Genomic DNA, 16,996 nt, shown 5'->3' with positions numbered 1-16,996 from the left:
CGGAAAGACTGCAAAGATACGCCTGCGAAAATTTGAACGCAGGCAATAAGTTGTAAATGGTCCGGATCATCCGATGCAAAATAATACATGAACACGTTCCCGGCAACAAGTTTCCGGGAAAATATGTCATCCCAGGGGGCGAAAAAGTGCCGGTGCCTGTCCCCTCCGCCGGGGTAGCCGCATGTTAATATGCGGATTCAGCCTGGAAAGACAGTTCTTGACGTCTCTTAACACCCTGGTTGACTTTTGGAAAGGGGGAGGGCATTGCATGAGAGGTTTTACCCTTTCTGCAGTGCAAAGGCATCCTGTTATGGAAACCTGGTATGTTTATTCCCTTTCAGCGCTTGTGCTCATGGGCCTTCAGCGCTTCCTGTATAAAGTGGCGGCTTCTAAAAACTGCAGCACTTTCAGGACCACCTTTGTCTTTATGGCCACTGTGGGTGTGCTGGCGGGTGCTGTCACCCTGATTCGGCGTCCGGAGATAGCTGACCCGGGATTTCTGGTTTTCATATCCCTGGCCAACAGCCTGACCTTTGCAAGCGCCACACTTTGCCACATCCAGGCCCTGAAGTATGTGCCAGTGGCAGTGGCCTATCCTCTGATCCGCATGAACATCGTCCTGGTTGTCCTTTTTGCGGTTTTTTTCCTGCAGGAGAGCCTGGCTCTGCAGCAGGTGCTTGGCCTTTTATTCTCCCTGGCCACTGTATGGATTCTGGGAAGGGACAAAAATTCAGACTTTCAGGTTTCAGGCAGGGCCAGGGGTCTCTTGCTGGTCTTTCTGGCCATGCTGGCCGGAGGTCTGTCCGCCATTACCTGCAAGTTTGCAGCTGATTATACCGATATATGGGCTTTTATGGCCCTGTCCTACATATTTTCCACCCTGTTCACCTTGGCCCTGGCACCAAGGATGTTCGCCGCTTCCCAGGATCCCGGTCCGGGAAGGCTGGCCCTGGGTATCGGGCTGTTGATGGGTCTTCTCAACCTGGCCGGCTTCTATCTTTTCCTGCGTGCCCTGGCTCTTGGTCCTTTATCCGTTGTGGCTGTAGTCAACGGCATGAACTTTCTTGTTCCGGTGCTGCTGGCGGCGATATTTTTCAGGGAGCGCCTGGATGCTTACCGCTTCCTGGGCCTGGCCCTGGCCGTTGCAGCTCTGTGGCTTTTGAGGGCCTGAAGTCGGGAGCCTGGAAGTTCTGTTTACCTTCATGGTCTTGCCGATCCATTGGAAATTTCGGACCAGTGCTTTTTTTGCAGGTGCATCCAGAACCTGGTTCTGGAGGGTTCTGGTGGTATTTTTTCAAGACTGTTGAAAGTAGTGTAAAATAAATTTTATTTAACACCTTAAGGGGTATGCTTTGTTGTTTATTATACAGTCCACGGATATTTATACTGTATATGATAATTATAAAGTAGCAGTTTATATGTCCACTGCGTAAACAGATACAAAAAAAGGGCTGAACTGTTACATTTTTAAAAGAGTATTGTTATTTAAAGCATGTGAAATTGTGAACAATATTTTTATGTTTATTGGTTGACACGATTTTTTATGGTTGTTAATTATTAAATTTAATATGCAGAACACATTCGAATTTTTTGTTTGATATACATGGCAAAAAATTGGTTGCAAAAAGGATTTGCTTAATAAAAGTATGGACAGCCCAGGTTGTTCTTGAAGATATGATTTTCGGGCGAAAGCCCGATTGAGGCATCTATGTTTTTGTCCAACATTATAACCTGGAGGTTTTATGGCTTCAAACAAAACAGAAAATGGTGATGCAAGGGTGGTAGACTACAAGCAGATGAATATCCCTGATGACTTGTCTGACAGCGAGCGTCAGATGTATGAAGACAATCAGACTGTGCAACTCAAGGATAAAAATACCGGCGAAACCGTAGAAGTTTCAAGGACAGAGGAATCCCCCGAACTGGGCAAGCTGCTTATGGTCTGTGGGATCATCGGGGCAGTCCTGGTGGCAGGGTTTCTTATATTTTCCCTTGTTTCCTGAACATCCCGCGTCCCTGGCCGGCACCGTACTGCCGGGTTCCTGATTCACAGGTTCCTTTTTAGTCAGACAGGCTGAATGGCTACAGAACAAGAGAGAAAGAGGCGTGGTCCTCCACGGACCACGCCTCTTTTTGCGAAGTTTGATGTTCTGGATGGCTGGGTGTAGGGTGCATGTGAACATGCATTGAAAACACAAGGAGGTGAGCATATATGTCTGTGACTGTTAGCGTGTTGCTGGCTGTTCTGGTGGGCGGGGCTGTGCTTGGGCTTCTGGCCTGGAAGGGCGGGGAGAGCTGCACCCCGTGACTGTACCTGTATATCCCGCTGGGAGCGGGAGTTCTGGCTTTTTTTGTTTTTTCCAGGCTGTTATAGCCTTGAGGGTTTTGCAGGTTTTGCGAAAAAGGTGTCAGCGCTAAAAAAACCGGCAGGCCCGGTCCCTGGCAGGGGGTGAAGCTGGGGCCTGCTTTAACAGGACTTTCTGGCCGGTCTTAAGCCTCCTTGTTTACCAGTACTCCGAGCATATCCTCTATGGATTCGGCCAGGCTCAGGATCTCATCAGAAGGTATCTTGCGGATGATTTTGTCGCTTGTCGGATCCAGCACCTCCACCTGGATGCTCTCGCCTTCACCCTGAAACTGGAAATTCAGCTTGACCCCCATGGAACTCATGTATTCCTTGATGGAGTTGGCTGCTCCCAGGATCTTGTCCTCGTCCAGATCCTGGGCCGAAGTCTGAGGGTGAACAATGGTTTTTGTTTCTTCGGCGCTTTTGGGTTGGGCCCCTCCGGTCTTGAGAGTTGGGGCTGCCAGGGGATTTATGTCAAAATTGGTTATCTTCATTGCCGGCCTCCTTTATGCTTATTTTATATATCGGACAGAAGGCCGAAAACTTTAGCCGGGAAAATCCGGTCAACTCCAGGCGACCCGGTCTTCAACAGGGTCGTAATAGAATTTGCAGGCCTTTTGCTCTTTTTGTACCTGCACTGTCTTGCCGGATATGGTGATAACCGTGCCCGGGTAAACTGTGTCCGTGACCTTGAGCACCAGGCTGGTGCTTTTTTTGAATTCCTCCCTTTTTTCCTCCAGCTGCCTTTCTGTTTCCAGAAGCCTTTCCTGGATGGTGGAATAGACGTTCATGATTTCCTTGATGACTTTTTTCTGTTCCGGGGTGGACTTTTTCAGGTCAAAGGAAGAGATTTTTTTGTTTATCTCGTCCTTGTGTTTTTTCAGCTCTTTTTTCTGGTCAAGAAGGCTCTGCAGCTCTTCCGGAACCAGGCCTATGTTCACCTCTGTCCTGACACCGTAGCTGGAACCCAGTTCCCGGACCTCCATGCCCTTTTCAGCAGTGATCTTACCGCCCATGACCTTGCCTTTTCCCTGGGAAACCACCCTGTCCTTGCAGACAACTGTACAGTTGGTAAGGTTGTTGGCAAAGGAGACCTGGCCCACGGCCATGATATTGGCGTTTTCGGCAAACTTGCAGCGAAGGCTGCCCTTGACCTTGATGTATCCGGAGCCTTTCATGACCACTCCGCCCTGGACCTCGATGTTGCCCCCGGCAAGGACCTGGGCGTCCTCAATGTTTTTATGCACAATCAGGTGTTCCGGACAGCGCACAGAGAAGGTGTCCCTGACGGTGCCCATGACTTCCAGAGAGCCCTTGTTCAGCTTGATGTTGCCGGTGGACAGAGCCACATCACCGTTGACCTGCAAAAAGTCCAGAACAGAGACCTGCTTTTCCTGAAAAAGGACCAGGCCTGCCGATTCGGCCACGAGTTCTCCGGTGGAGGGGTCCAGGCGGACATTTTCTCCCGGCCCCAGAGGGCATTCCTTGCCGTCTCTGCCGGGTATCACGTTGCCGAACACGTCCTGTCCATCGCGCCCCGGGGTTGCCTGGTGGATCCTGCCCAGGACGGTTCCTTCTGCAACAGAGCGGTAGACGCTTCGCTCCCGGTAATCAACCCTGCGGGTGACGTCGGAATCGTCAACTTCTTCCTGCTGCAGTGAAGAGGCCAGCTCAAAGTAACCGTTGCGGCCGTACTTTGCCGGAGTTCCCCTGGCAACCACGGCTATCTGGGGGGACTGGGTTTTGTGAGCGTTTTCCAGGGCTGTCTCAATGGCGTTTTGTTCCACCATGCTTTCCGCAACTTTCATGTCAGTCAGGGCTTTGAGGAGCTGCTCAATCTGGATTTCCAGCTCATAATAGTCCCTGGGGAAGATAATGCTGACTATCCGGCTTTTCTCGCCGACAATGCGAAAAAGGGGCTTTACATCTATTTTTCCGGGATCCATCTGCACCAGGCCGTAACCCTTGGCCAGAACTCCGCCGGACTTGGAGTCCAGCTTGCAGCCAGAACCCAGAACCATTTCCTGGTAATACTCCTGATCCAGCTTATGGGGAGGAACAGGGCGTCCAAAGACGTTTTTTCCCGACTGGTCCTGTTCAGCCCTGGCATAGACCCCTATCAGGGTGCCCTTGAACACCGGCAGTGAGAGATTGCCCCTGGGCTCGAAAAAGCTGGCCCCTTTTTTGCGGGGCATGATGCCGGTCATGATGGTCATGTCTTTTATGGGCGAGCCGGACCATGACCTGAGCAGTATATTGTTCAGCAGGCCTTCATCGGGTTTGAGCAGGACGTCGAGTCTTGCCAGTTCGGCATAGATGTCCTCCAGGCTTAGATTTGACTGGGTTCCCGGAGGTGGGGAATAGTTTTTGACTTTGACACTCATGCGGTCTTCTGAAACCACAAGTTCCAGGCCAGAAGAACCGGCTGATCCGTCCCTGTTGTCCGTCATGCTTCACCACTCCCTGATGCAGGTGGCAGATATTCGAATCTATTTAGACAGCGCTTTTAAGGAAAGCAGGGGACAGTCCCCGTGCCACATGTAAAGCGTTGACCGGATACATTCCCGCAGACTTTCTGTAGACGCATCTTATCTGGGCAGAAAACGCTGCAGCATATCCCTTGCTCCGTTTTCCTGTTCCTCATTTTCAGGGTCCATCTGGTCCATCAACTGCTGCAGCAGGCCTTCGCCCTTTTCCCGCAAGAGGTCGCGTACTATATCCTCAATATCCAGGCCGACACTTACGTCGTCAAAGGGGCCGCGGATGCGCAGGGGTATTCCTGCCTGGGGAAGGGCATATCTTTCTTCGATTTCTTCTTTCAGTGCACCGGCAAGGGTCACTCTGGCCCGGGATTCCAGGTAGGACTCCGGAAGGTCTAAGCGCATGTCTCCGGTCATGCCCAGGGCAGGAGAGTCAAGCTCCAGATCCTGGGAGGAGGCGATGCCGGATGCTATATCAAAGCTGCCCTTGAAACTGGAAAACCTGGTTGTTTCTTCATCGTCCCTGCTGGGTCTTTCTTCGCCAAAGGCCGCAGCAAAGCCGTCCCGGATCATGTGGTCCAGGTCCATGCCCCGGATGGTCCCGTCGCGTACTTCAATCCGTGCCTCGCCGAAAAGGTTTTCCAGGAACAGGTCGGTGTTTTTTCCGAAGGTCTTGAGTTCACTGTCCAGTTCGGCAGTGCCGGACAAAAAGTCCTTTTCCGCCACGTCCTGCAGAAGAGGTTTTACCTGCACATCCCTCAAGGAGCTGTCCATCTCGATATGGGCTTCATCCTGCACGTCTTTCAGGGAAAGAAGTCCCTCAAAAGTGCCCTGGTAAAGTTTTGCCGTGAGCGGAGATATGACCATCTCCCCGTTTCCCGAAGTTATCTGTGCGCTCAGTTCGTCGATTACCGCCTGGTAAGCCTTGAGACTGGTCAGCTTTATTTCCCCTTCCAGGGCGAGATCGTGCAGAAAACCCAGGTCCATATTATTTTTATCGTCATTTTCCGGATTTGAATTAGGGCTGTTGCCGGGGTTGTTGCCCGTCTCAGAGTTTTCCTCCGGTGGAGGCATGATGCGGTCCAGGTCCAGATTGTCTCCCTCCAGGTCGATTCTGATCTGTGGGACGGCGTCCAGTTCACGGGCACTTATTTTTCCGCTAAGATCGGCGTCCAGTGCCTGGATGGATAGTTCTGAAAATTCCATGCTGTTCGCACCGAAGGCATAAACAATGTCCCCGCGTATCCGGGCGTCTTTTACCGGTTCATGTAGAGGTTCCCCGGAAAGATCCAGATCCATGTCCAGCTCTGAAAGCCGGATGGATTTTTCTTCTCCCTGCAGCAGGGCCTGTGTGGTGAGGCTGATTCTGCCATCCAGCTCCGGGCTGAAATTTTTGAATTTCATGTCCGACTGCAGATCAAAAGGCTCGTCCTGCCTGATACGTTCTGTAAGGAGGTCGAGGTCTTCAATACGGAAGTGAACATCTGTACCCATATCTTTGTAGGATATGTTGGAGTCGGTGATTTCAAGCCCGGCGATGTCCAGGGCCGGGATGAAAATGTCTCCGGAATCCTGCTGTGCAGGCTCGTTTTCCCCTGCGTAAGCAAGAGAAGAGCCAAGCATAACGCCTTCTCTGGATTCCTCCGGCCTGGAAGCGATCCAGTTGGGCCGGCCCTGGGCGTCTTTTACCAGGTCCAGGTTAAGACCCTTGAGGACCACACGGTCCATCTGAACCTGGCCCAGAAGCAGAGGCCATACTTTGAGCCGTATCTGCAGGGCTTCAACCGAACCCAGGTTTTCGTCTTCAAAATCCGGTGGATTGGCCACGCTGGCCTTTCCTACATCTATGCCCAGCCAGGGGAGAAAAGAAAGCTCAATATCTCCCTCCAGGGAGACCTCGTAGCCTGTGGCATTGTAAATGCCTGCCTCTACCTCGGGCTTGTGCTTGTTGAAATCAACTATGTGCGGCAGGATGATAATGGCCAGGATAATCAGGAAAAGAAGAATGCCCACAATGGCCAGGGTAAGTTTGATTGTTCTTGCCATGGTTGATTACCTCTCTTTTAATGACTTGTCGGTGTCAGGAGTATCTGTTCAGCTTTTTAAGGAAATCAGGGGACAGTACCCAGGCCTTGTGCCAGTAATCAACACCGAGGACCCCCTGAATGGTTACAAAAAATTAACCGCCGGACCGGGCTTTTGAGCCTTTCAGGAAATTTTGGGCCGCAAAAAATACCGCCTGGGCGGACAGTTACATACAGCCTGAATACAGTATTAAAATACACTGCTTGAATTGGCAATCCCAACGTGGCCCGCAGCACTGTATTTTCCCCGGGTCAGAGCTTTTTTCAATGGTAATCCGGGGGACGGTTTATATTGCCTGCTGCAGGGTGATACAGGCTTTCCAGCATGGAATATTTGTGCATGTCTTCCTGAACCGGGGGGTACTTGTTGGCCTGGTATTCTATCTCCTCTAAGTATTCCCTCCAGTGGTCCAGGTAAAAAGACAGGGCCCGGGCAAAGTTTTTTCCAACCAGTCCGTCCACCAGCAGTCTGCTTATTCTTTTCTGCCTGAAAAGAACATGCTGAGACAGCAGGAAGACCTTGCGCTCTTCACGGGTCATCTGTCTTAGAAGCAGCTTGAGCACCCCCTTGGCCCGGGGCTGATACATCCAGAAGTACATCAAATCCAGTGCGTTGACTATAATAATATTTACCATGTCCCGCTTTTCGTACTCAATGGTAAGCATAAGTTCCCGGGTGGATTCCAGCAGGTCCAGGACGTCGTCCATGGGAAAAAGCATTTCCAGCTGGGCGTAGGTGTCAAAAAGGTGCTGCAGTTTGCGCCGATAGTCCATGATCCTGCGGCGGATATACAGGGCCCTGTCCGCAAATCCCTCGATGATGCCGGCCACTGTGTCTGAGGCCAGTTTGGATATGATGGTGGCCCATTGCTGCAGGATGCGGTCCACGGCGGCCACACCCATAAAGGCCAGGATGCCCCCGGCTAACCAGTTGAAGACCAGGGCCAGGGGAATGGCCAGCAGGCTCCTGAAAAAATTGCCGATGACAGCGGCCCGGGGCAGCCCCCGGAAATAGTTGTGTGTGGAAAGGTACATGCCGTTTACCAGGGAAATGGTGGCATAGACTATTACCGGGTGGGTGGCCACGGTGGCCCCGAATCCCTGGTCCAGGATGAGGGTCTTGAGGATGAAATCCAGAAGCGGGACCGAAAAACCCGTATACATCAGGGAATCGGCAAAACGGTCCCAGCTGACAAAAGTGCTCCACTTGGCTAAGGAAGGCCTGTTGATTCCCCCGCAGCCCAGAACAGACTGGATTACGTTTCGAACCCCGGTGATGCCGAACCAGATGACGGCCCCGAAATACATGAGAATCCACCACTCGTGGGTGAGCAGAAAAGTGAGAAAAGCCGGGATAAATCCAATGCCTATCTTGGAGGCGATCTTGATGCGGGTATTTAGATACTTAAGAGAGGCCAGGCCTCTGGTTCTTTTAGTTTCATTGTGCCTTCCGCCGGGACCGTCCTCCCCGGGGGAGTGTATCCCCCCCAGGGTGAAAATATTACTCTTTTCCGGGGACAGGCTGTAGTAGTCCTGCACGATCCATTCGCGCACTCTCTGGTATTCCAGCCTGTTCAGGGCCGGGATTTTCTTCAGAACCCTGGAGACCCCGGCTGAGAGAAAATTGTAGCGGGTCTTGGGGATATAAGTATCCTGAGTCAGGGATTTTATGCCCACGTCCAGTCTCTGGTGGTCATTCCTGCTCCCGCCCGCAAGCTGCCTGCGGGCGCTTCGTGGAAGCGATTCCGAGAGTATCAGGCCCATGCCGTAAACACGACCGGAACGGCCGGTGGAATCGGATCCGATGCACCCGTAGAGGGGACGGTTCTGATAAAAGGACTGCAGAGTGGATATATCGCAAAGTATTTCCACCAGCTTGTCCCGCCTGGAGGAATCAAGGCTCTGGCGCTCTTCAGCTTCGCGCACCAGCTGCCCCAGGTATTTTTTCAGTTTGATGACGTTACCGGCGTTGATGGCATTCTGCAGGTTTATGATCCTTTCCTTGTCGTGTTCCCGGCCCAGGACCTGGTTTTTCAGGTTCAGGATCTCCAGGTGAGTGATCATGCCCTTGCAGTCGAAAAGGATTTCAATGACGTCCTCTACCTTGAGGTCGCACAGGTTGAGGGTGATGTTGGAATTGGCATGCAGGCTCTTTAGTTTTTCCGCCAGTTCTTCCGGGGTCAGGGTCAAAAGCTCGGGGGGATCTTCAGTCTCGAATATGTCCGGAACGTCAGGGTTCTGGGAAGTGCGCAGGTAGTTTTCGATGATATCGTAGATGTCCGGTTCCTGGACCATGTCATCGGCTTCTCCGGAAGGATCCGGACTTTGCCCGGGACGGCTGTAACAATTTTTTGCCGCCAGTTCTGCAGAGATAAGTTCGTGGATGTATTTGCCCAGGTGGTGTACTGAAACCTGCCCCTGCCCCACGGATTTTAGAAAGCTGTTTTCGTCCAGAGGGGCCAGGTTCAGCCCCATCTCCTGGTTGATTGCCGGAAGATGATTGCGGTTGAAGGAATGCAGCAGGCGCAGGACATAGGACCTGGTCAGGCTGGATATTTCGCGGCCCTGATCCATGAACTGGCGGATGCGCGGGGAGCGCAGAAAATCTATAAATCCTCCGGAGTCGCTGAAGCCCCGGGGCACCCAGACCATGCGCACGGGCTTGTCTCTTAGCTTCACGGTGAATTCTATGCCCACCATGACCTTGATGTCCATGATGGAAGCCGCTTGCAGCAGTTCTTCGGCGGCTTCCCGGGGAACATGGTTGTAATAGATAACTGTGAGCCTGCGGATGCCTTTGATCCAGGCGTCCATAATAAGATGTGTGGGTGATTTTCTGCCGGTGGTGTTTACATCGTGGACATGCTCGTCAAAAGCCACCTGGTTCCACTCTTCCGGCATCTCCAGGAGATGGTATCTCTTCAGTTCCGAGCGGACCTTGCGGGGTTTGCCCAGAGAGACCATGGCAAAGTCCCTGGCCAGCTCCAGCTGTCGTCTGCAGTCGCCGTGGCTGCGGACCAGGTTTTTCATTATTTCCACCAGAACCCTGGCGGTGTTTATGCGCATGTGTCCGTGGGAAGTATAAAGGACCTCGTCGCGCAAAGAGCCCAGGGCGCTTATCCTGTCCTGTCGTTCCCCGCTTTCCAGGGATTCCAGGAGCTGAATCACGGAATAGGCTATGCGCTGCGCCCTTGGGGCGGCCATTTCCTTGATGCCGTGAGGGTGCAGATGTGGGGTCAGCAGTCTTTTCTGCTCGGGGTAAGTCTTGCGGGTGTAGACATCATTGACCATGCGCAGGAGATCGTAGTCGCTTTTATCAAAAAAAAGGGGTGATACGTTTTCCTGGTCGGGGCAACTGTGTGTGGATGTGTCCCGGGATGTTATATCTTGTATCTCTTTTTGCATGCCGTAAAAAATGAATAACTAAAAAACAGGTGTGGACTTGCTTAATAAAATTTTTTTCTTAAACTGAAATGTTTTTTGTAACAACTTTGCTAATCAAATCACAATCATTATTTCCAGTGTGTTGTCAAGCTTCAGCCGCTGATGCAAACCGGCAAATAGTCCGTTTATATGCTTTGCAGCAAAAAAAGGCCCTCCAGCTGGCTGGAGGGCCTTGATGTCGCTTTTGAAAAAAGTCAGCGATCTTTGTTCGTTACTGTTTAGAATCCGGGCTCTTCTCCCGGGTCACCGTAGGGATCTTCGCCTTCGGGCTGTTCATACCCTTCGGGTGCAGGCTGCTCGTAGGCATCGGGTGCTGGTTCTCCGTAGCCCTCGGGAGCAGGCTGATCGTAGCCTTCAGGCGGTGCCTGTTCTTCAAAGCCTTCTGGTGCGTCCATTTCCTGTTCTGGCTCGCAGCCCATGGAAAAACCAAGTACCAGTACTGCAGCCAGTGTCAATAACGTTCCTTTAATCCACATTTGCCGTTACCTCCTGAAAATCGATTACTGCATTCCTTCAAGGCGTTCCAGGAGCTGGTTCCTGAGTTCTTCATCCACCTGGGCTGCTTCCATGACCTGGTTGTAGGTCTGTACATCCAGCCCCTGGGCTTCAACAGCTTCTACCATTTCTTCACCAGCCTGCTGCTGCAGTTCCTGGGCCCTTTCAGGATCAGAGACTTCCCCCAGTTCCTGCTGGAATTTCTCACGCACATCCGTCACTGCCTGGTAGGCATCAGCAACCTGGTCCAGTTCGGCATCGCTGACATCAATGTCAGGAGCCTGCTGCTGCTGCATCATTTCCTGCTGATACTGCTGCTGTTGGCCTTCCTGCTGGTATTCCTGCTGGGCCTGTACGTTCAGGCCGAAGCCGAGGATCAGCATTACCGCTGCTGCCAGACTGAGAACAATTGAACTTTTCGTGCTAAACATTCAACCCTCCAAATAAATAAATTAATTGTTGTGCCGCACTACCTGTGCAGCAAAGAAACACATAAAATATTTAAAGCAAGTGGTGTGCCAGTCTTGCATTGAGCTTGCAGGCAGGCTGCAGGCAATGGCTGAGAGGATTTTTTGCAGATCGTGGCCGGGCTGAGTGTGCCAGGGATGCAGGTAATTTATGTGTATATATGACACATGAGACGGTTTTGTGCAGGGTGCAGGCGTTATCCGCTCACCTCTTCTCCCAGCCTGCGGTAGAGAGTACGCCTGCCTATGCCCAGAATTGATGCTGCCCTGCGCTTGTTGCCCCCCACTTTGTCCAGCACGTGCTGGATGTAGCGCTGTTCCACCTCGGATAACGGGGGAAGGTTCTGGTCCTGGAACAGCTGCTGAGAGACATGTGCCTGACTTTCCTGGGAAGAGGACTGGTTGTCCCGGATGCGCGCCGGCAGGTGCCTGGGCAGAATTTCGTTGCCGTCGCAGAACGTTACTGCTCTTTCCACGGCATTCTGCAGTTCGCGTACATTGCCCGGGAAATGATATTTTTCCAGGATGTTCAGGGCCTGTTGTGAAAACCCCTGTATTTTTTTGCCCGTCTGGACGCAGAATCGGCGCAGGAGTCTTTCAGCCAGGAGTTCCAGGTCTGTTTCCCGCTCTCTTAAAGGAGGAATCCTCAGGGTGAATGTCTCCAGGCGGTAGAAAAGGTCTTCCCGGAAGTGGCCATGGCGGACCTCTTCTTCCAGGTCCCTGTGGGTGGCGGCCAGGATACGCACATCCACCTGCTCTTCCTGGTTTCCCCCCACGGGACGCACTTTGCCGTCCTGCAGCAGGCGCAGCAGTTTGGCCTGCATGAAGAGGGGCATTTCCGAGATCTCGTCCAGAAGCAGGGTGCCCCCGTGGGCCTCGGCAAAGAGTCCCTGCCTGGTTTTGCTGGCCCCGGTGAATGCGCCGGCCTTGTGTCCGAAGAATTCGCTTTCCAGGAGATGCTCGGGAATGCCGGCGCAGTTGACCGCCAGAAACGGGTTCTGAGCCCTTTTGCTTTCGCCGTGGATGGCCCTGGCCACAAGCTCCTTGCCTGTACCCGACTCTCCCAGGATGAGCACCGGACCGTCGGCCTGGGCCACCCTGGTTATCTGGTCGAAAAGAAAGCGCATGCACCTGCTCTGGCCATACATGTCATGAAAGCTGTCGGAGTTGAGCAGGCTTTTGATCTGCTTGACTTCCAGGCGCAGGGCGCGGTTTCGAAGCACTCTCTCCACAGTAAGAATGAAGTGATCCAGATCCAGGGGTTTGGTCAGAAAATCCTCGGCTCCTGCCTTGAGAGTTTCCACGGCTCTGGATATGGTCCCGAATGCGGTGATAACAAGAAAATCGGGCTGATTATCCGGGAAGTTGTCCCGGACTTTCTGGAGAAATTCAAGTCCGTCCATACCGGGCAGCCTCAAGTCGCTTACCACAAGGTCCGGGTTCCAGGAGTTCATCATGGAAAGAGCCTCTTCAGCACTGGAACACCAGAATGCTTCAAGGCCGTTGTCCTGGACCTCTTCGGTGAGAAGCTGCCCCAGTCCCTTATCATCTTCAACAATAAGCAATTTGCTGTTCTTTATCTGAACCTGGTTCATGGTCTTTTCCCTGGGCCGGCTTCCCCGGTTTTTTGATTAAGAAAGAGGGAGCCAGATGCGAAACATGGCTCCGCCCATATCGCTTTGCCCAACCTCTACATATCCGCTGTGCTCTTCAGCGATGCCGTGGACCACGGCAAGGCCGAGCCCTGTCCCCATGCCCACGCTTTTTGTTGTAAAAAAGGGCTCAAACAGTTTGGACTTTATGTCCTCCGAAATTCCGGGGCCGTTGTCGTCCACCTGAAACCAGGCCCATCCGCTGTCCTCTCCCCAGGAGATCCGGGCAAGGGCGTTTGAACTTGATTGCAGGGCGTTTTTCAAAAGGTTGACCAGAGCCTGCTCTATGCGGGTGGGGTCGGCCTTGATGTGTATTTCCCTGTCCGGCTCCTGGATGGATAGCTCATGACCGGTGTTCCTGGCCTCTTCTTCCGCTGAAGCATGGGCGGAACGGGCAAGCTGTTTCATGGAGACATTTCTTTTCTGCTGTTCGTTTCGCCGGCTGAAGTCCAGAAGCTGCCTGATGATATTCTCCATGCGCTCCACTTCCTGGCGGATTTCCTGCATGGTTGCATTGAGCTCGGGGGGAAGCCCCTTTTTTCTCTGGGCTCTCTGGGCTTTTCCGCTGACCACGCTTAGAGGGGTTCCCAGTTCGTGGGCCACACCGGCGGCAAGCTGTCCCAGTGCAGCCAGTTTTTCAGCCTGCCTGAGCCTGGCCTGAAGCTCTTCCTGGGCCTGCCGGCGCTCCCTGATTTCGGTTTCAGCTTTTTCTATGCTGTCCAGCATAAAATTAAAACGTTCTCCAATGGTCACTATTTCCCTTGGGCCCTGGGGCTTGAACCTATGCCTCCTCTCTCCCCCGGCGACCCTGGACATGCTCTGGGTCAAACGGGTAAAGTATTTTCCCAGGGCTTTGTGGTGGCCGTATAAAACCAGCGCGCTCATGAAAAAGACAGCCACTCCCAGTCCCATAACCCCCTTGGTCCTGATGGCGCTTATGTCCTCTTTGAAGTCGCTTTCCCGCCGGGTGAGCTGCAGCAGTCCGCTTATACGCCCGCCGGAGTCTGTAAGGGGAACAAAATAGGAGTAAACCTCCCGTCCCGCTACGTGGCCATATTCACCGCGCCTTTCCCCTTCTGCGGCCAGTTCCGTCAGCTTGTCCTTTTCCGGGTCCGGGTCTGTTCTGCCGGCTGAAGCAATCTCCTGGCCGTCCTTGTCATAGACGTTTGCGCTGTATACCCTGCCGATGGCAAAGGCCGACTCCAGGGCCTGGATCATGCTGCCCTCACGGTCGCGTTCCAAAGCATGGCTTAAGGGCAGCTGGATGGAACGGGCCACCAGTTCTAAGTCGTTTTGCATCTGCTGTTCCACCTGCCTTTCCAGAGCGTTTAAGACCAGGTAGCCGGTAACGGCCAGAATGCATGCCAGGGGCAGAACGACGTAGACCACCAGGGCCAGGCGCAGGCTGAAAAGTCTGGAAAAGGAAGCTATTTTTTTAAACATATTATCTTAACCTTGCGTGACTAAAATTGCACATGTGTCAACTTGTATCCTGTTTTTCCCGGCAGGACAACCTTAGTTGATGAAGAAAAAAACATCTTGTTCTGGTGTCGCAGGTTTGGGTGTCAGCCAAGAGCAGGTTGTGGTTGTTTGGAAATAAAAGGTATAAAATTTTTCCAGGTGCTGTCCAGATGTGACTGTAGAAAGTCTTTTTTTATGCGAGGCGATTGACAGGAGGACAAAAATGCATTCTTTATGCCGAGTCAGCGGCCTTTGGTCAAGCAGCTGTTGACAATGGGGGATTTTGGTGGAAACTGTTTTTTATTGAAGGGTACTGATAATTACAAAAATACAAAAGAGAGCATTTTCTGTTGACACCTTTAATCAGATACGTGGCACTTCAGGTGCCCGGATTTCTCATCGCCCTGATTCTTCTCATGCATGCAAGGGATCAGGAATGGATCAGTGTAAGTACCGTGGTGCTGGTACTGGCGATCCTGGTGTTCAAAGACGTGATACTCTACCCTTTTTTCAGGAGAGCCATGCAGCCCGGGCACACGGACATGGTGGCCAGGCTGCACGGGGAGCGGGCCAGGGTTGTCAATACCCTGGACCCCGAGGGTCAGGTCAAACTGAAAGGCGAGATCTGGAACGCAAAAAGTATCCACGGCGAGCCTGTAGAGGCCGGGTCCTGGGTCAGGGTATCCGGTCACAGGGGGCTTAAGCTTCACGTACAAAGGTGCCATGAATATGACTGATAAAGCAGGGGGCAAGCAGTGGCGAACTGGCTGAAAAAAAACTGGTTTATGGTCGGCCTTGTGACGGCAGTGTTTCTGGCCTGGCTGTTTCCTGAGCCCGGAGCCAGGGGAGGGGTGCTTCAAAGCGAAAACACTACCAGGCTGGGAGTTGTCCTTATATTTTTCTTCCAGGGCCTGACTCTGTCCATGGCCGCCATCAGGGACGGACTGATGCAGTGGAGGCTGCATATATTCGTTCAGGCTTTTATATATGTGCTTATTCCCCTGGCTGCACTGGGGATGATACTGGTGACTTATCCAGTGCTTTCTCAGGATATGCGCACAGGATTCTTTTTTCTGGCAGTGCTGCCCACCACCATAGCAACCTCGGTAGCCTATACCTTCATGACCAAAGGCAATGTCGCCGGGGCGGTGTTTAATTCCAGCCTGGCCAACGTGGCCGGAATACTCATCACGCCTTTGTGGGTCAGCGTCTGGCTTCAGGCCGGAGGGGTGGCCCTGCCCCTGGGGCAGTTACTGCTGGATATTTCCCTGCTCCTTCTTGCGCCTTTTGTGGCGGGACAGTTGTTAAGGCCCTTTGTATACCGGGTGGCGGACGCCCTGAAAAAAACCTTTTCCACGACAAGCAGCCTGATCATTATTTTTATTGTCTACGCGGCATTCTGTAACTCATGGAAGGACGGCATCTGGGAGGAGGAAGGCACAAAAGCAGCACTGACAGCGGGTGCAGGTTCGGTTGTCTTCCTGGCCCTGGTCCTGGGTCTGGTTGTGCTGGGGATAAGAATTGTCCGTTTCGATCACCAGAATGCCATGGCCGCCCTTTTCTGCGCTCCTCAGAAAACCATGGCCGCGGGAGTACCCATGGCCAATCTTATCTTTGAAGGCCATTCCGGTCTGGGGGTGATTCTTCTGCCCCTTATGTTTTATCACCTCCTGCAGCTGCTGGTGGGAGGGATGCTGGTGACTAAGATAAACGCCGCCGGAAAGTAAGGGGGCAGAATTCAGAGGTCAGGGGTCAGAAAGCAGAGGTCAGATTTCAGAAATCAGATGTCAGTAAAAAAAAGAGTTAGGTCACGCTGACCACGCGATGCGCGAGGTTGATTCCTGAATTATTCATTTCCAGATTTTTTACAGGTTCATCAAGTAAAATATGAGGTGATAAAAATGAAATATGCACGCAGTTCCTGCATGTATTCAGCTGTCTTTTTTTTCTTGCTGCTGGCCTGGGTTCCGCATGCCTGGTGCTCAGACCTGGAGGAGGCCCACGAAGCCTACAGAAGCGGGAACTGGCATGAGGCTGCAGAGCTTTACAGGCCTCTGGCTGAGCAGGGCTGTGACGAGGCTCAGAACAACCTGGGAGAGCTCTACTCCAGGGGATCAGGTGTAAAACAAGATTATGACCGGGCCATGGAGTTTTTCTACCTGGCTGCAGAGCAGGGTAATGCTTACGCCCAGACCAACCTGGGTCTGCATTATTCCCAGGGTCTGGGTGTCAGGCAGAATTTCGCCCGGGCTCATAAGTGGTTTGAAAAGGGAGCAAGACAGGACAACTTTGTGGCCCAGAACGCCCTGGGGCTTTTTTACCTGCACGGCAGAAATTTGGAAAAGGATTACGTCCTGGCTTACAAGTGGTTTTATCTTTCAGCACAAAAAGGTTTTGACCAGGCCCAGGAAAACAAGCGCTGGACTGCTTCCAGGCTTTCACAGGAGGACCTGGACAAAGCCCGGAAGCTGGCCCGGGAGTTTGAGCCCGGGTTTGAATCCGGGGATAATTAAATGGTAACCAGTCAGGGGGTGCCAGGAACTACAATTGAGTACCTCCTGTGGAA

The 16,996-nt window shown here is 52.6% G+C and carries 13 protein-coding genes; 5 read left to right on the top strand and 8 right to left on the bottom strand.

Annotation, left to right across the window (positions count from 1 at the left end; genetic code table 11):
• Positions 1 to 268 precede the first annotated feature (268 nt).
• Both DTHIO_RS15535 and DTHIO_RS15530 read left to right on the top strand, forming a co-directional pair.
• Complete coding sequence (locus tag DTHIO_RS15535; protein ID WP_008871212.1) at positions 269 to 1,171, top strand: DMT family transporter; 903 nt, start codon at positions 269 to 271, stop codon at positions 1,169 to 1,171.
• Between the two features lie 571 nt (positions 1,172 to 1,742).
• Positions 1,743 to 2,003, top strand: coding sequence for a hypothetical protein (locus tag DTHIO_RS15530; protein WP_008871211.1), 261 nt, complete (start codon positions 1,743 to 1,745; stop codon positions 2,001 to 2,003).
• 487 nt (positions 2,004 to 2,490) lie between these two features.
• On the opposite strand, the gene DTHIO_RS15525 is transcribed toward DTHIO_RS15530, so the two are convergent.
• From DTHIO_RS15525 to DTHIO_RS15490, 8 genes are all read right to left on the bottom strand, one after another.
• A complete protein-coding gene (locus tag DTHIO_RS15525) occupies positions 2,491 to 2,841 on the bottom strand; it encodes a flagellar protein FlaG (RefSeq protein ID WP_008871209.1) in 351 nt (116 codons plus the stop codon).
• Positions 2,842 to 2,910: 69 nt separating this feature from the next.
• Positions 2,911 to 4,797: a flagellar assembly protein A gene (locus DTHIO_RS15520; protein WP_008871208.1), complete on the bottom strand. Its 1,887-nt coding sequence runs from the start codon at positions 4,795 to 4,797 to the stop codon at positions 2,911 to 2,913.
• Between the two features lie 138 nt (positions 4,798 to 4,935).
• Positions 4,936 to 6,873, bottom strand: coding sequence for an AsmA family protein (locus DTHIO_RS15515; RefSeq protein ID WP_008871207.1), 1,938 nt, complete (start codon positions 6,871 to 6,873; stop codon positions 4,936 to 4,938).
• A 302-nt stretch (positions 6,874 to 7,175) separates the two neighbouring features.
• The gene (locus DTHIO_RS15510; protein ID WP_008871206.1) at positions 7,176 to 10,316 is read right to left on the bottom strand and encodes an MFS transporter; all 3,141 of its coding nucleotides are present in this window, start codon (positions 10,314 to 10,316) and stop codon (positions 7,176 to 7,178) included.
• Between the two features lie 257 nt (positions 10,317 to 10,573).
• Positions 10,574 to 10,831, bottom strand: a complete 258-nt coding sequence (locus DTHIO_RS15505; protein ID WP_008871205.1) for a hypothetical protein — start codon at positions 10,829 to 10,831, stop codon at positions 10,574 to 10,576.
• A gap of 24 nt (positions 10,832 to 10,855) precedes the next feature.
• A complete protein-coding gene (locus tag DTHIO_RS15500; protein ID WP_008871204.1) occupies positions 10,856 to 11,281 on the bottom strand; it encodes a DUF4168 domain-containing protein in 426 nt (141 codons plus the stop codon).
• Between the two features lie 233 nt (positions 11,282 to 11,514).
• Positions 11,515 to 12,912 (bottom strand): sigma-54-dependent transcriptional regulator, encoded by a 1,398-nt coding sequence (locus DTHIO_RS15495; RefSeq protein WP_008871203.1) that lies wholly within the window; start codon positions 12,910 to 12,912, stop codon positions 11,515 to 11,517.
• Between the two features lie 36 nt (positions 12,913 to 12,948).
• Positions 12,949 to 14,412: a sensor histidine kinase gene (locus DTHIO_RS15490; protein ID WP_008871202.1), complete on the bottom strand. Its 1,464-nt coding sequence runs from the start codon at positions 14,410 to 14,412 to the stop codon at positions 12,949 to 12,951.
• Positions 14,413 to 14,780: 368 nt separating this feature from the next.
• On the opposite strand from DTHIO_RS15490, the gene DTHIO_RS20050 reads away from it, so the two are divergent.
• The 3 genes from DTHIO_RS20050 (at position 14,781) to DTHIO_RS15475 (ending at position 16,943) form a co-directional block, all read left to right on the top strand.
• Positions 14,781 to 15,167, top strand: a complete 387-nt coding sequence (locus DTHIO_RS20050) for an NfeD family protein (RefSeq protein WP_008871201.1) — start codon at positions 14,781 to 14,783, stop codon at positions 15,165 to 15,167.
• Between the two features lie 48 nt (positions 15,168 to 15,215).
• Positions 15,216 to 16,157, top strand: coding sequence for a bile acid:sodium symporter family protein (locus DTHIO_RS15480; RefSeq protein ID WP_208596428.1), 942 nt, complete (start codon positions 15,216 to 15,218; stop codon positions 16,155 to 16,157).
• A 174-nt stretch (positions 16,158 to 16,331) separates the two neighbouring features.
• Positions 16,332 to 16,943 carry a tetratricopeptide repeat protein gene (locus DTHIO_RS15475; protein ID WP_008871199.1) on the top strand — a complete coding sequence of 204 codons (612 nt, stop codon included), beginning with the start codon at positions 16,332 to 16,334 and terminating at the stop codon, positions 16,941 to 16,943.
• The last annotated feature ends 53 nt before the right edge of the window (positions 16,944 to 16,996 follow it).

Origin of the sequence: Desulfonatronospira thiodismutans ASO3-1 (genome assembly GCF_000174435.1) — a bacterium.
Classification (GTDB): Bacteria; Desulfobacterota; Desulfovibrionia; order Desulfovibrionales; family Desulfonatronovibrionaceae; genus Desulfonatronospira; species Desulfonatronospira thiodismutans.
The sequence above is the reverse complement of the archived record's forward strand: the minus strand, read 5'-3'. Positions and strand labels throughout refer to the sequence as shown.